15 protein-coding genes are annotated in these 14,584 nt (G+C 41.5%); 10 read left to right on the top strand and 5 right to left on the bottom strand.

Annotation, left to right across the window (positions count from 1 at the left end; translation table 11 throughout):
• Nucleotides 1-8: 8 nt before the first annotated feature.
• From dam to F8B77_RS13930, 9 genes are all read left to right on the top strand, one after another.
• Nucleotides 9-839, top strand: coding sequence for an adenine-specific DNA-methyltransferase (dam, locus tag F8B77_RS13970; protein ID WP_130047183.1), 831 nt, complete (start codon nt 9-11; stop codon nt 837-839).
• Nucleotides 840-987: 148 nt separating this feature from the next.
• Nucleotides 988-1,665 carry a ribulose-phosphate 3-epimerase gene (gene rpe / locus F8B77_RS13965; RefSeq protein ID WP_151655906.1) on the top strand — a complete coding sequence of 226 codons (678 nt, stop codon included), beginning with the start codon at nt 988-990 and terminating at the stop codon, nt 1,663-1,665.
• Between the two features lie 5 nt (nt 1,666-1,670).
• Nucleotides 1,671-2,354 carry a phosphoglycolate phosphatase gene (locus F8B77_RS13960; RefSeq protein WP_151655905.1) on the top strand — a complete coding sequence of 228 codons (684 nt, stop codon included), beginning with the start codon at nt 1,671-1,673 and terminating at the stop codon, nt 2,352-2,354.
• Between the two features lie 106 nt (nt 2,355-2,460).
• Complete coding sequence (gene trpS / locus F8B77_RS13955; protein ID WP_060992628.1) at nt 2,461-3,477, top strand: tryptophan--tRNA ligase; 1,017 nt, start codon at nt 2,461-2,463, stop codon at nt 3,475-3,477.
• A gap of 84 nt (nt 3,478-3,561) precedes the next feature.
• Nucleotides 3,562-4,140, top strand: coding sequence for an aminodeoxychorismate/anthranilate synthase component II (locus tag F8B77_RS13950; protein WP_151655903.1), 579 nt, complete (start codon nt 3,562-3,564; stop codon nt 4,138-4,140).
• Nucleotides 4,141-4,448: 308 nt separating this feature from the next.
• Nucleotides 4,449-5,663 (top strand): aspartate aminotransferase family protein, encoded by a 1,215-nt coding sequence (locus tag F8B77_RS13945; protein WP_130088140.1) that lies wholly within the window; start codon nt 4,449-4,451, stop codon nt 5,661-5,663.
• 151 nt (nt 5,664-5,814) lie between these two features.
• Nucleotides 5,815-6,831: an arginine N-succinyltransferase gene (gene astA, locus F8B77_RS13940; protein WP_130047179.1), complete on the top strand. Its 1,017-nt coding sequence runs from the start codon at nt 5,815-5,817 to the stop codon at nt 6,829-6,831.
• A 12-nt stretch (nt 6,832-6,843) separates the two neighbouring features.
• Nucleotides 6,844-8,301 (top strand): succinylglutamate-semialdehyde dehydrogenase, encoded by a 1,458-nt coding sequence (astD, locus tag F8B77_RS13935; protein WP_151655901.1) that lies wholly within the window; start codon nt 6,844-6,846, stop codon nt 8,299-8,301.
• A gap of 12 nt (nt 8,302-8,313) precedes the next feature.
• On the top strand, nt 8,314-9,108 hold the full coding sequence (locus F8B77_RS13930) for a DUF1338 domain-containing protein (protein WP_151655899.1): 795 nt from the start codon (nt 8,314-8,316) through the stop codon (nt 9,106-9,108).
• A gap of 233 nt (nt 9,109-9,341) precedes the next feature.
• Here F8B77_RS13930 and crp read toward each other — a convergent pair whose 3' ends face one another.
• A complete protein-coding gene (gene crp / locus F8B77_RS13925) occupies nt 9,342-9,974 on the bottom strand; it encodes a cAMP-activated global transcriptional regulator CRP (protein WP_005421074.1) in 633 nt (210 codons plus the stop codon).
• Nucleotides 9,975-10,219: 245 nt separating this feature from the next.
• Here crp and F8B77_RS13920 point away from each other — a divergent pair, with 245 nt between their 5' ends.
• Nucleotides 10,220-10,621, top strand: a complete 402-nt coding sequence (locus F8B77_RS13920) for an OsmC family protein (RefSeq protein ID WP_151655897.1) — start codon at nt 10,220-10,222, stop codon at nt 10,619-10,621.
• A gap of 79 nt (nt 10,622-10,700) precedes the next feature.
• On the opposite strand, the gene hslU is transcribed toward F8B77_RS13920, so the two are convergent.
• The 4 genes from hslU to cytR form a co-directional block, all read right to left on the bottom strand.
• The gene (gene hslU, locus F8B77_RS13915) at nt 10,701-12,035 is read right to left on the bottom strand and encodes an HslU--HslV peptidase ATPase subunit (protein WP_151655895.1); all 1,335 of its coding nucleotides are present in this window, start codon (nt 12,033-12,035) and stop codon (nt 10,701-10,703) included.
• Nucleotides 12,036-12,053: 18 nt separating this feature from the next.
• A complete protein-coding gene (hslV, locus tag F8B77_RS13910; RefSeq protein WP_005421069.1) occupies nt 12,054-12,578 on the bottom strand; it encodes an ATP-dependent protease subunit HslV in 525 nt (174 codons plus the stop codon).
• Nucleotides 12,579-12,768: 190 nt separating this feature from the next.
• Entirely contained in the window at nt 12,769-13,344 is a 576-nt protein-coding gene (locus F8B77_RS13905) for an SPOR domain-containing protein (RefSeq protein ID WP_151655893.1), read from the bottom strand.
• Nucleotides 13,345-13,520: 176 nt separating this feature from the next.
• Nucleotides 13,521-14,528: a DNA-binding transcriptional regulator CytR gene (gene cytR / locus F8B77_RS13900; RefSeq protein ID WP_151655891.1), complete on the bottom strand. Its 1,008-nt coding sequence runs from the start codon at nt 14,526-14,528 to the stop codon at nt 13,521-13,523.
• Nucleotides 14,529-14,584 lie beyond the last annotated feature (56 nt).

The raw sequence follows: 14,584 nt of genomic DNA, 5'->3' as shown, positions 1-14,584 counted from the left end.
AAAGACGTATGAAAAAGCATCGCGCATTTCTAAAGTGGGCTGGCGGTAAATATAGCCTAGTAGAAGAAATTCAACGTCATCTTCCTGATGCAAGAAAATTGATTGAGCCCTTTGTTGGTGCTGGTTCTGTGTTTTTAAATACAGATTATGATCATTACCTTCTTGCGGACATAAACCCTGATTTAATCAATCTTTACAATCACCTTAAAGATGATCCTGAGCGTTTTGTTGAAGATGCTCGAGTGCTATTTCAACCAGAATATAATCAAAAAGAAGTGTATCTTGATTTGCGCATTGAATTTAACCAATGCACAGATACTTATCGTCGTTCTTTATTGTTTTTATACATGAATCGCCATGGTTTTAATGGTTTATGCCGTTATAATAAAAAAGGCGGTTTTAATGTGCCTTTTGGTTCGTATAAAAAACCGTACTTTCCAGAGAAAGAGATGTACTTTTTTGCCGAAAAAGCAAAGAAAGCAACGTTTGTCTGCGAAGGTTATGTTGATACCTTTAAGCGAGCACGCAAAGGTGCCGTTGTGTATTGTGACCCTCCTTATGCTCCGCTTTCAACCACTGCGAATTTTACCTCTTATGCAGGTAATGGCTTTTCTCTTGATGACCAAGCTGCATTAGCGGACATTGCGGAAAAAGCCGCGTTTGAGCGTGATATCCCAGTATTGATCTCTAATCACGACACCACATTGACTCGTCGTCTTTACCACGGTGCAACCCTTAATACTATTAAGGTGAAGCGTACGATCAGTCGAAATGGCGCCGGTCGTAATAAAGTTGATGAGCTAATGGCGTTATTCCACGCGCCTGAGTGCCGCGAGTAAATTAATCGTTACCCTTCAAAAATCCCACGAAAGACTCATTGAGCTTAAGACAGGTTTATAATTATCAGGTAGAATTGCGCCGTCGATTTAATCGATTGCGCCATATCGTCGTGGCGATACTGAAATAATTATTAACCTGAGGCTCAACATGAAAGACTTTTTGATCGCACCATCTATTCTCTCTGCTGATTTTGCTCGTCTTGGTGAAGACGTTGAAAAAGTATTAGCGTCAGGTGCTGATGTTGTTCATTTCGATGTAATGGATAATCATTATGTGCCAAATTTAACGTTTGGTGCACCAATCTGTAAAGCACTGCGTGATTACGGTATTACGGCTCCAATCGATGTTCACCTTATGGTAAAGCCAGTAGATAGCATCGTTCCTGAGTTTGCTAAAGCAGGCGCAACGATGATCACCTTCCATGTAGAAGCGTCAGAGCATATTGATCGCACGCTTCAATTAATTAAAGAGCACGGTTGTCAGGCTGGTGTGGTATTAAACCCAGCAACGCCATTATCTTGCCTTGATTACATTCTAGATAAAGTAGACATGATCCTACTTATGTCAGTTAACCCAGGATTTGGTGGTCAATCATTCATTCCTCATACTCTAGATAAACTGCGTGCAGTTCGTAAACTTATCGATGAATCAGGCCGTAATATTCGTCTTGAAATTGATGGTGGTGTGAAGGTTGATAACATCCGTGAAATCGCTGAAGCGGGTGCGGATATGTTCGTTGCGGGCTCTGCTATTTTTAATCAACCAAACTACAAAGAAGTGATTGATGAAATGCGTGCAGAGCTAGCAAAAGTAAAAGGTAATTAAGAATCATGTTTGAAAACATCAAACTGATCGCCTTTGATTTGGATGGGACGCTGCTTGATAGCGTTCCAGACTTAGCTCGTGCGGTTGACCTTGCTATGCAAGATGTAGGTTACCCAAGAGTAACGCTAGAACAAGCGTCTCATTGGATTGGTAATGGTGCAGATGTGCTTGTTTCTCGTGCACTAAGCCAAAGTGTCACAGTTCGAGAAGGGTTAGACTCTGAATTGGTTAAGCAAGCTCGCGCTCGCTTAGATCATCACTACCATGATGGTGGTCATGAGTTAAGTCACTTATATCCAAAGGTAAAAGAGACACTAGAAGCATTGCATCAGCAAGGATACACCTTAGCTTTAGTGACTAATAAACCTGCGCAATTTGTTCCAGAATTGCTTGAGCAGCATCAATTGGCTCATCTTTTTGTTGATGTTATTGGTGGCGACACTTTCGTTGAGAAAAAACCGAACCCATTTGCACTAAATTGGTTACTCGATAAGCATCAATTAAGCGCTTCTGAGATGTTGATGGTGGGCGACTCAAGAAATGATATTCAAGCAGCTCAAGCAGCCGGTTGCCATAGTTTTGGTTTAACTTATGGCTATAACCATGGCGAGCCTATCGCAGATAGTCAGCCTGATGTGGTGAGTGATGAATTTAATCATTTATTAGCCGTGATGAGTGTGGCAAGATAGTATTCATTGATAAGTACAAATAAAGACTATCAATACAATAGAATAACCATTAAATGATCCCATCGTGGATCATTTAATTTTTACAGTTAAACAAGGAATCATAACCATGAGCAAGCCCATCGTATTAAGTGGTGTTCAACCATCAGGTGAACTAAGTATCGGTAACTACTTGGGTGCTCTACGTCAATGGCAACAGATGCAAGACGATTATGATTGTCAGTATTGTGTAGTAGACCTTCACGCAATTACGGTTCGTCAAGATCCTAAAGCGCTGCATGAAGCGACACTCGATGCACTGGCAATTTGTCTAGCGGTTGGTGTTGATCCTAAGAAGAGCACGCTATTTGTTCAGTCGCACGTACCAGAGCATGCTCAACTTGGTTGGCTTCTTAACTGTTACACTCAAATGGGTGAATTGAATCGTATGACTCAATTCAAAGATAAATCAAAGCGTTATGCAAATGACATTAACGTAGGTTTATTTGATTACCCAGTATTAATGGCGGCAGATATTCTGCTTTATGGCGCACATCAAGTCCCTGTTGGTAGTGATCAAAAGCAACATTTAGAACTAGCGCGTGATATCGCTAACCGTTTTAACAATATCTACAGCCCTGAAGCGCCATTATTTACCGTGCCAGAACCGTACATTCCACAAGTGAATGCGCGTGTAATGAGCCTGCAAGATGCGACGAAGAAAATGTCTAAATCAGATGATAACCGTAAGAACGTTATTACACTGCTAGAAGATCCTAAGTCGATTCTTAAGAAGATTAATAAAGCACAAACAGACGCAGAAATGCCACCACGTATTGCCCATGACTGGGAAAATAAAGCAGGCATTTCAAACCTGATGGGTCTGTACTCTGCGGCATCAGGTAAAACGTTTGAAGAGATCGAAGCGCAATACCAAGGTGTTGAAATGTACGGTCCATTCAAGAAAGACGTTGGTGAAGCAATTGTGACTATGCTTGAGCCGATTCAATCTGAATACAAGCGTATTCGTGAAGATCGTGCCTACATGGATTCTGTAATGAAAGCGGGTGCAGAGAAAGCCTCTGAGCGTGCTGCTGTAACATTGAAAAAAGCGTTTGAAGCGGTTGGTTTTGTTACTCGCCCATAGTCTTTAGCTCTGATAAAATAGATTGCTCGTAGGGTTTCTCTGCGAGCAATTTTATTTCTTATTCATCTTTTTAAGTAGTTTTTTATGCTGTTAATGATCGACAATTATGATTCGTTTACCTATAACTTATATCAGTATTTCTGTGAGTTAGGTGCAGAGGTAAAAGTGGTTCGTAATGATGACATTGACATTGCAGGTATTGAGGCACTTAATCCATCTCATTTAGTTATCTCCCCTGGACCTTGTACGCCAAATGAAGCGGGTATTTCACTACAAGCAATCGAATATTTTGCGGGGAAACTGCCAATCTTAGGCGTGTGTTTAGGTCATCAAGCTATTGCTCAAGTATTTGGTGGTGACGTGATACGTGCGAAAAAAGTCATGCATGGAAAAACATCGCCAATTATCCATACTAAGCAAAGCGTATTTAAAGGGCTGAATAATCCTCTTACCGTGACTCGTTATCATTCATTAGTGGTTAAAGCTGAGACATTACCTTCATGCTTTGAAGTCACTGCATGGACAGAAAATGAAGTGGGAGAAATGGATGAGATCATGGGTTTTTGCCATAAAACGCTGCCGATTGAAGCGGTACAATTTCATCCTGAATCGATAATGACAGAGCAAGGTCACGATATCCTCTCTAATTTTATTAATAAATAATTAATATTTCCCCTGTTAACTAGAGCGATCTAGTTCACCCTTCTTACTTTTTCTTTTGTCTTTTTTTCTGCTTATTTATATGAAGATTTATGCATAAGCCTTGTGTCTTCTATTCTTATAAATTCGTTTACTTATCTACTCACCTGCTATAGCGTTATTCTATAACTATTCTAATAAACTGACTTATCAGTCAATATGATATAGGAAATGGAACTTTTTTAGTTCAAAAAAAGAATTTTGTGCTATTGAAAAGGTTAATGATTTGTAAATATTATGCTGAAAAACGGCATACGCAGAAGGAAAGTGTGATGACGACCAATTCACAAGTCGAACGTAAAGATTTTAATGATGTAATGATACCTTGTTATAACCCAATGGAAGTGATCCCCGTCAAAGGGGAAGGTGCTCGAGTGTGGGACCAAGCGGGCAAAGAGTACGTTGATTTTGCTGGTGGTATTGCCGTGAGTTGCTTAGGGCATTGTCATCCTATCATGGTTAATGCCTTACAAGAGCAATCACAAAAGCTGTGGCATCTTAGCAATGTGATGACCAATGAGCCTGCGATTCGTTTGGCCAAAAAACTCACAGAGGTGTCATTTGCTGAAAAAGTTTTCTTTGCTAACTCAGGTGCAGAAGCAAATGAAGCCGCTCTTAAATTAGCGAGACGATGGGCTGTCGATGTTCATGGAGAAGAAAAAAGTGAAATCATCGCATTTAAACAAGGCTTCCATGGTCGAACTTTCTTTACCGTAACCGTCGGTGGCCAAGCGGCTTATTCTGATGGTTTTGGTCCTAAGCCCGGTGATATCTCTCATCTTGAATACAATAATCTTGCAGAGCTTGAAGCGCACATGTCAGAAAAAACCTGTGCAATTATGATGGAGCCATTGCAAGGTGAAGGTGGATTAATCTCCCCTACATCAGAATTTGTAGAAGGTGTTAGATCACTGTGTGATAAATACAACGCACTGCTTATTTTTGATGAAGTACAAACGGGTAATGGTCGTACTGGTGACTTTTACGCGTACCAAGGCTTAGGCGTTACGCCTGATATTTTAAGTACTGCAAAATCACTGGGTGGTGGTTTTCCAATTGGTGCCATGCTAACAACGACAGATCTGGCTCAACACTTAAAAGTGGGTACTCACGGTTCAACTTATGGTGGTAACCCATTAGCATGTGCTGTTGCTGAAGCCGTTGTGGAAGAAGTGGCAAAGCCAGAAACATTGGCTGGCGTAAAAGAGCGTGAGCAATGGTTCCGCGATGGGCTAGAAGCGTTAAATGCAAAATACGATATGTTCGCAGAGATCCGCGGCAAAGGTTTACTACTTGGCGCCGCATTAAATGACGCATGGCAAGGCCGTGCTCGCGATGTTCTTGTAGCAGCAGGCGAACAAGGGCTAATGGTTCTTGTTGCTGGAGTCAATGTTGTTCGATTTACTCCGTCGCTAGTTATTACTAAAGAAGACGTAGAGCTTGGTTTTGAGCGTCTAGATAAAGCACTTGCGTCATTAAATAAATAGATTCACATAAGGAGTTGGGCAACACCAGTAGATAGGGTTGCCTTTCTTTTATTTAGAGTAATCATCTAGTGCTCACTCCAATAGATAGTCTTGAAGTTTTATCTATTGGACTTAGCATAGTCTACGCAACATCGCATCGGAGGGAATATTGATGCTTGTTATTCGTCCTATCACTCAGGAAGATTATCCTGCACTTCATCAGTGTGCTGTGGAATCAGGTCATGGTTTCACCTCGCTACCCGTTAACGAAGAGCAATTACGAAATCGAATTGATCACTCCATAGATAGTTTTGAAAAAGAAGTTCAAGAGCCTGGAACAGAAGGTTACCTAATGGTTGGCCAAGATTCAGTAACGGGGGAGGTTACAGGAACTACAGGAATAGAAGCTGCGGTTGGTTTGGATTCTCCCTTCTATAATTATCACATCAGTAAAGTGGTTCATTTCTCACGTAAGCTCAATGTTAATAATGTTGTGAAGGTACTGACTTTTGGCAGCAATTACACTGGCAGTACTGAGATCTGTACGCTTTTCTTACGCCCAGAGTTTCGTGAAGGCCTGAATGGTCGTTTAATGTCTAAAGCGCGTTTTTTAATGATGGCGGAACATCCGCATCGTTTTTCAGACACTATTTTTGCAGAAATGCGTGGTGTTTCTGATGCAGAAGGGGAGTCACCATTTTGGAAATGGCTGCAAAAACACTTCTTCTCAATTGATTTTACTGAAGCGGATTATCTAACGGGTATTGGATATAAAGGATTCATTGCAGATCTTATGCCTAAGCTACCAATCTACGTTAGCTTATTAAGTAAAGAGGCTCAGGCGGTTATCGGTAAGGTGCATGACAACACTAAACCTGCTCTAAGACTATTAGAAAATGAAGGTTTCCGCTGTCGAGGTTATGTCGATATTTTTGATGCAGGGCCGACGGTTGAATGTGATTTACGCAGCATTGAATCGGTGCGAAATTCATTTAAAGCTAAAGTGATCATCACAGAGCATAACAGCTCACAGCAGTATTTAATTGCAAACACATCGTTTGAGAATTTCAGAGCAACAGCAACCACCGCCGCTTATGATAAAGCGACTGATACCGTTCATTTAACGCAAGAAGCAGCAACGGCATTGCAAGTAGAAGTGGATGATTACGTACGTTTATTAGCTCAATAGAGGACAAAGGATATGACACATTGGATTGCAGGGGATTGGGTTTCAGGACAAGGTGAAACCATACAATCAGTAAGCCCATACAACAGTGAAGTGGTGTGGGAAGGAGACAGCGCAACCAAAGAACAGGTTGAGTCTGCTGTTAGTGCGGCACGTCATGCCTTTATTGAGTGGAAAAAACAGCCTTTTGAAGCGCGCCAAGCGGTTATCGAGCGCTTTGCTGAATTGGTAAAAGAGAATGCTGATAAAGTTGCTGAAGTTATTGCAAAAGAGACCGGTAAACCATTCTGGGAAACAAAAACCGAAGCGGGAGCTATGGTGGGGAAAATCGCGATTTCCATTCGTGCTTACCATGAAAGAACGCCACATAAAGAGCGTGAAGCAGCAGGGAGTAAAATTGTACTAAGACATCGCCCACTAGGAGTAATGGCTGTCTTTGGGCCGTATAACTTCCCAGGACACCTACCAAATGGTCATATCGTTCCTGCGTTACTTGCGGGTAATACCGTGGTATTAAAACCTTCAGAGCAAACACCATGGACCAGTGAAGTAATTATGCAGCTGTGGCAGCAAGCCGGTTTACCTAATGGAGTGATTAACTTAGTACAAGGTGCTCGTGAAACGGGTGAAGCACTGGCTAGCGCTAAAGGGATTGATGGGTTGTTGTTTACCGGCAGTGCGAATACAGGGCATATTTTACATCGCCAATTTGCAGGAGATACAGGGAAAATGCTGGCCCTAGAAATGGGGGGGAATAACCCAATGGTGATCTCTCATAATTTTGGAGATCGAGAAGCGACGGTTTATACCATTATTCAGTCAGCTTTTATCAGTGCTGGTCAGCGTTGTACTTGTGCTCGTCGTCTGTATGTGCCAAAAGGTCAAGCTGGAGATGAGTTAGTTGTGCGTCTTGTTGAAGTCGCAAAAAGCATTGTGGTTGACCAACCTTTTGCTGATAACGTGCCATTCATGGGACCGCAAATATCAGTCGCTGCGGCAGAGTTTATTTTAAATGCTCAGAAGAATTTACAAGCTTTAGGTGGTGAATCACTGCTTGAGGCGAAAAGCTTAGGCCACGCTTTTGTTTCTCCGGGCATTATCGATGCGACTAATGTAGCTGAATTACCGGATGAAGAATACTTTGGCCCATTATTGCAAATAGTACGCTATGAAACGTTAGAAGAAGCGGTAGAGCTTGCTAATGACACTCGTTATGGTTTATCGGCAGGCCTTGTTTCAACGGATGACAATGAGTGGGAATATTTTGTAGAGCATATTCGCGCAGGTATTGTAAATCGTAACCGTCAATTAACTGGAGCAAGTGGTGACGCGCCATTTGGTGGTCCGGGGGCATCAGGCAATATGAAACCAAGTGCCTACTATGCGGCAGATTATTGTGCCTACCCAATGGCCTCAATGGAAGGCGATGCCTGTGAAATTCCCGCTCAACTGTCTCCTGGTTTAACTTTATAAGAGGTGATAGGCATGAATAACGTAACGTCTTTATTTTCGTCATTATGGCAAGATTATATTACTCGTTTATCCCCGTCGGCAGGAAAGGTTCATCAGTTATTATCTAATGGCGATGAATTGATTAACGATCACATTGCATTACGTACGTTTAATTTGCCTAAGGTTGGCTTGCAAACGTTAGCCGCCCCATTTTTAGCAATAGGGTATAAAGCGTGTGAGACGTATGATTTTGAAGCGAAAAAACTCAAAGCACAGCATTTTGAGCATCCAGATCCTAATGCGCCACTTGTTTTTATTAGTGAGATTTTAGTTGAAGAGCTATCGCTTGAGACTCAGAACATTATTCATACTTTGGTTGAACAGGTGCCAGCGCATTATTTTGCGACCAGCGATTTTCTTTCAGCGGGCCGTCCTTGGGCGTTAAGTTTTGAGGAATATCAAATCTTAGCAAAAGAGAGTGAGTACGCTTCTTGGCTGGCAGCTCATGGTTATGGTGCTAATCACTTTACGGTTTATGTTAATCAGCTTGAAGCGTTTGCTGAAGTGGTTGATGTGAACCAACACTTACGTGATGCTGGTTTTGCAATGAACGAAGTGGGTGGTGAAGTGAAAGGCTCTCCTGAGGTTTACTTAGAACAGTCATCAACCATGGCCGATAAAGTGAAAGTGAGCTTTACTGAGGGTGAGTTTGACATCCCAGGTGGATTTTATGAGTTTGCTAAGCGTTATTCGCTACCTAATGGCAAGATATATACAGGATTTGTCGCTACATCTGCTGATAAAATTTTTGAAAGCACAGACAGTTAATACCAATCGTAGTAAATAACTGATCATCCTAACTGGTTAAAATGCTCGATAACTACGTTGAAATTTTTGATTGTAGAATAACTACTTATCGAAAAATTCCGCCTTGTTCTCAAGCATTTTTCCTGCGCTATTTCTGAACACTTACTTACTGTGATTGGTATAATTCTAAAATTTAGGCATAAAAAAACGCAGTTCAAGGGCTGCGTTTTTATTCGTTTAAGATAAGCGTTAAATTAACGAGTACCGTAAACTACGATTGTTTTACCGTGTGCAGAGATCAAGTTTTGCTCTTCAAGCATCTTCAAGATACGGCCAACAGTTTCACGTGAACAACCTACAATTTGACCGATCTCTTGACGAGTGATCTTAATTTGCATGCCATCTGGGTGAGTCATTGCATCTGGTTGTTTAGCTAGATTCAATAGAGTCTGAGCGATACGGCCTGTCACGTCTAGGAATGCTAAATCACCTACTTTTTGGCTAGTGATTTGTAGACGAGTTGCCATTTGAGCAGAAAGACGCATCAGAATATCTGGGTTTACTTGAATAAGCTGACGGAATTTCTTAAATGAAATTTCAGCCACTTCACAAGGGCTTTTAGCACGAACCCATGCTGAACGTTCTTGACCTTCTTCAAACAAGCCAAGCTCACCGATGAAGTCACCTTGGTTAAGGTAAGAAAGGATCATTTCTTTACCTTCTTCATCTTTGATTAGTACAGCAACAGAACCTTTTACGATGTAGTAAAGTGTCTCAGCTTTTTCACCAGCGTGGATTAAAGTACTTTTTGAAGGGTACTTATGAATGTGACAATGAGATAAGAACCACTCTAATGTTGGGTCTGTCTGAGGTTTACCTAGAACCATACTTTATACTTCCTCTGCGTTTGCCAAGTAGGCGATGTCCATTTTAAAATAACTGAGCCAAATATCAGTTTGGCCTATAGAATATGGTTATCGGAACAAGGCTGCATGTTCGTTGAGATAATTGATAAAATCATACCTTGTTTCGCCGTTGATTTCTTGACTTTGATCGTATGAAATGTGCGACCAAGGGCACAATTTCGTGAAATGGATCACGAGTTTTCTTTTTATGTAGTAAAGAGGCTTTTATGAACGCTGAAGTTAAATGGATTGAGGGATTTACTTTCCTAGGTCAATCTCAATCTGGCCACTCTGTGGTAATGGATGGAAATGGTGGTGAAAAAGCCCCAAGCCCGATGGAAATGGTGTTAATGGCCGCTGGTGGATGCAGTTCTGTTGATGTTGTAGATGGACTTAAATCTGCAAATCAAAAAGTAACAGGCTGTATTGCTAAGTTATCAAGCGCGCGTCGTGAAACTGCGCCAAAGCTGTTTACTTATGTGAATATTCATTTTGAAGTGAGTGGTGATAATCTGGATCCTGGCATTGTTGAGCAAGTTACTGCTGATTCATTACAGAAGTATTGTTCAGTATGTTTAATGCTAGGTGAAGGCATTGATATGACCCACTCTTGGGAAATCGTGGCTTAAAATAATGCGTTTCCTAAAGAGAAAGCCTCGCTAATTTTCATTAACGAGGCTTGATACCATCTAGCGTAAAGGCTAAAAATTAAAGAATGAAGCGACTTAAATCTTCATCTGCGACGAGCTTGCCTAAACGGGAACTTACGTATTCAGCATCAACAACTAAGCTCTCGCCGTGTTTTTCAGAAGCATCGTAAGAGATCTCTTCCATTAGGCGTTCCATCACCGTATGTAAGCGACGAGCACCAATGTTTTCTGTACTTTCGTTTACTTGGAAAGCGGACTCAGCAATACGAGTGATGCCATCTTCAGTAAATTCAACGCTTACATTTTCGGTTGCCAATAGGGCTATGTATTGTTCAGTTAATGACGCGTTTGGTTCCGTTAAGATACGTTTGAAGTCATTTGCTGTTAATGCTTCAAGCTCAACACGGATAGGTAAACGGCCTTGTAACTCAGGGATTAGATCAGACGGTTTTGCCATCTGGAATGCACCCGATGTGATGAATAACATATGATCGGTTTTCACCATACCGTGTTTAGTACTTACTGTGCTGCCCTCAACTAATGGCAGTAAATCACGTTGCACGCCTTCACGAGAAACATCACCTGAATGAGAGTTTGAGCCTTTACAGATCTTGTCTATTTCATCGATAAATACGATACCGTTGTTTTCTACGTTAAAGATGGCTTGTTCTTTTAGTTCTTCAGGATTAACCAGTTTCACGCCTTCTTCTTCTGTTAGTGCTTTAAGGGCATCAACAATTTTCATCTTACGCTTTTTGGTTGTATTACCGCCTGATAGGTTTTGGAACATACCTTGAAGTTGGTTTGTCATCTCCTCCATGCCAGGGGGAGCCATGATCTCTACACCAACCTGAGGTGCAGCAACATCCACTTCAATTTCTTTGTCGTCTAGTTTGCCTTCACGCAGTTTTTTACGGAAAGATTGACGGGTACCAGAATCATTATCACCTTCTTCGTTATTACCCCATGCATCACGCGCTGGTGGTAATAAAATGTCTAGAATCCGGTCTTCCGCTTGCTCTTCAGCTCGGAATTTTACTTTTTCAACGGCTTGTTGGTGTGTCATTTTGATAGCAACATCGGTTAAATCACGAATGATACTCTCAACTTCTTTACCAACGTAACCTACTTCAGTGAACTTAGTCGCTTCAACTTTAATGAAAGGCGCATTTGCTAACTTAGCTAAACGACGTGCAATCTCTGTTTTACCTACACCAGTAGGACCAATCATTAGGATGTTTTTAGGCGTAACTTCGGCGCGTAAATTTGGTGCCAATTGCATACGACGCCAGCGGTTACGAAGTGCAATCGCGACTGAACGTTTTGCTTTATCTTGACCAATAATATGGCTATCTAGTTCGTGTACAATTTCACGAGGAGTCATTTCAGACATGGGTATTCCTTATTTTGGTTAAGCGTTCAGTTCTTCAACGGTATGATTGTGGTTGGTGTATACGTCGATATCACCAGCAATAGTTAGCGCTTTTGTGGCAATTTCACGAGCATCTAAATCGGTATTCTCTAGTAATGCGGTCGCTGCAGAGCGAGCAAAATAGCCACCAGAACCGATAGTCAGTAAATCATTGTCCGCGTTGATTAAATCGCCTGTACCACTGATGATAAGCGAGGTGGTTTTGTCTGCCACAATTAACATGGCTTCAAGACGACGTAATGCTCGGTCACTACGCCATTCTTTGGCTAACTCAACCGCGGCTTTGGTTAAGTTACCTTGGTGCATTTCTAATTTTCGTTCACACAGGTCGAACAGAATAAAGGCATCTGCTGTGCTGCCAGCAAAACCAACAAGAACAGAGTCATTGTACAGACGACGTACTTTTTTTACGTTGCCTTTTGCGATCATATCACCTTGAGATGCTTGGCCATCGCCAGCAACCACGACTTTGCCTTCACGGCGTACAGAAACAATTGTAGTCACGAGTAAAACCTCTTATTCGACGGCGCCATTAATTAAAGTATGACATCATCTTCATGATTATTACTATTGTAATGGGGGGAAGGTGTAGGGTTTTCAAGTTGAATAGATAGAAAAAGGAGCACTCAATGCCCTCCTTTTTAAATGTGCGATGCTATTAGCGATTTTAGTCGTTGCACTTATTAATGAGTGATTACTGATCTTTCCAGATAGCGCAAGGTTCGATTTTAGCTCGTTGTAACTTATGGCGATCTTTTTCTGCATCACGTTTAAATTTATACGGTCCAAGAACCACTTTATACCAACTACTGCCTTCAGCATGACGGACGGTAGATGTTATGCCTTGGAAAGCAATATTCATCTTGCGCTCTTCAGCTTGTGAGCGTGATTTATAAGCGCCGCATTGCATGATGTAAGGAACTTCAGATACTTTTAGCTCTTTTTGTTCTACTTCAATTTCTTTATTTGGAAGTTCATCCATATAACTCCATTGCTCTTCTGGCAATGGTGGAATCTCTTGATTAGAACTTATTTTCTTTGGTTTAGCGGGAACGACTTCCGTTATAGTTTCTTTTTGCTCTGGCGCTGGAGAGTCATTTAAAAAGTAAAGGGCATAGCCAAATACCGCAACCAATAGGCCAGCAACGGCAACGGCTTTCCAAGGAGTAGAGCTCGGTGATGTCGGCTGCTTAACGCCTTTTTTCTTGGCTGGTTTTTTTGCCGGTTTCTTGGGGGTGCGTCCGCGTTTTACGTAATCTTTATTAGCCACAGTGCGTTACTTTATACAGAATTCAAAGAAGGTTCTTTATGGTAATCAGTTGTCGCTACTCATACCAGTATTTGTGTGAAAAAGTACGCAAAAAGTCACTAATTGGAGAAAACTATTGAGACAATCAATGACTTTGCTTTGTTGATTCCTCTTGTTGATATTTAAGGTTCTTATGATTAATGATTTTTTGGTGGTGCGGTGCTTTCTCTTATAACTAATGATGACTCTAATAATCGGGATCCTGAACGAACATTATGGCCTTTAAGTAGTTCTAGAAGCATAAGCATAGATTGACGTCCAATCTCATAGCGAGGTTGTGAAATAGTGGTTAATGACGGCTCGCAGTACTGGGAAAATTCAATGTCATCAAACCCCATTATGGAGATATCTTGAGGTACACGAAAACCCATTTGTTTTGCTTTTTGAATTGCACCAATGGCCATTATGTCGTTGTGACAAAATACAGCGCTTGGTGGTGAAGAGAGAGAAAGCAGTTGGCTAATTGCCTTCGCGCCTGCTGCAAAAGAGAAATCACCATAATGAATGTAGGCACTGTTCATAGTGATGCCTGCTCGGCGCAATGCTTGTTGGTAGCCTTGGTGTCTGAATTGACATAGGGCAGAATCTTCAGGGCCAGATAACTCGGCAATACGTTTATGGCCTAGTTTAGTTAAGTAATTCACGGCTTCAAATGCAGCGGTTAAATTATCAATATGAACGGTTGGTAATTCTAATTCAGGCGAGTATTCACAAGCCATAACAAGAGGGGGTAAGTTTTTTTGTTCTTGGCGACTGGCATTGAAAGGAAGATCCGAGCCTAGCAGTACCATGCCATCAACCTGCTTGGTATAAACAAGATTTACAAAAGAATGCTCGCGCTTTTGTTGCTGGCTACTGTCGCCAACCAAAACGATATATCCATTCTCGACGGCGGTATCTTCAATGCCTCGTAGAATATCGCTAAAGTATGGGTCGCAAATATCAGGCACAATGGTCACTATTGTTTTAGATTCATTACGGCGTAAAGTACGAGTGAGTGTCGTTGGAGAGTACCCCGTTTCAATGATGGCATTCTCTACACGTTTACGAGTGGTTAACGATACTTTTTCTGGTGTCATTAACGCTCGTGATACCGTAGCTGTTGATACCCCTGCCGATAGAGCAACGTCCTTCATTGTCGCCATAATAATTCTCTCCAACTAAAATCTAATGTTAAGTAAACGATTGCTCTGTTTATTTT

Source organism: Aliivibrio finisterrensis (assembly GCF_008933155.1).
In the GTDB taxonomy this organism is placed as follows: domain Bacteria; phylum Pseudomonadota; class Gammaproteobacteria; order Enterobacterales; family Vibrionaceae; genus Aliivibrio; species Aliivibrio finisterrensis.
The sequence above is the reverse complement of the archived record's forward strand: the minus strand, read 5'-3'. Positions and strand labels throughout refer to the sequence as shown.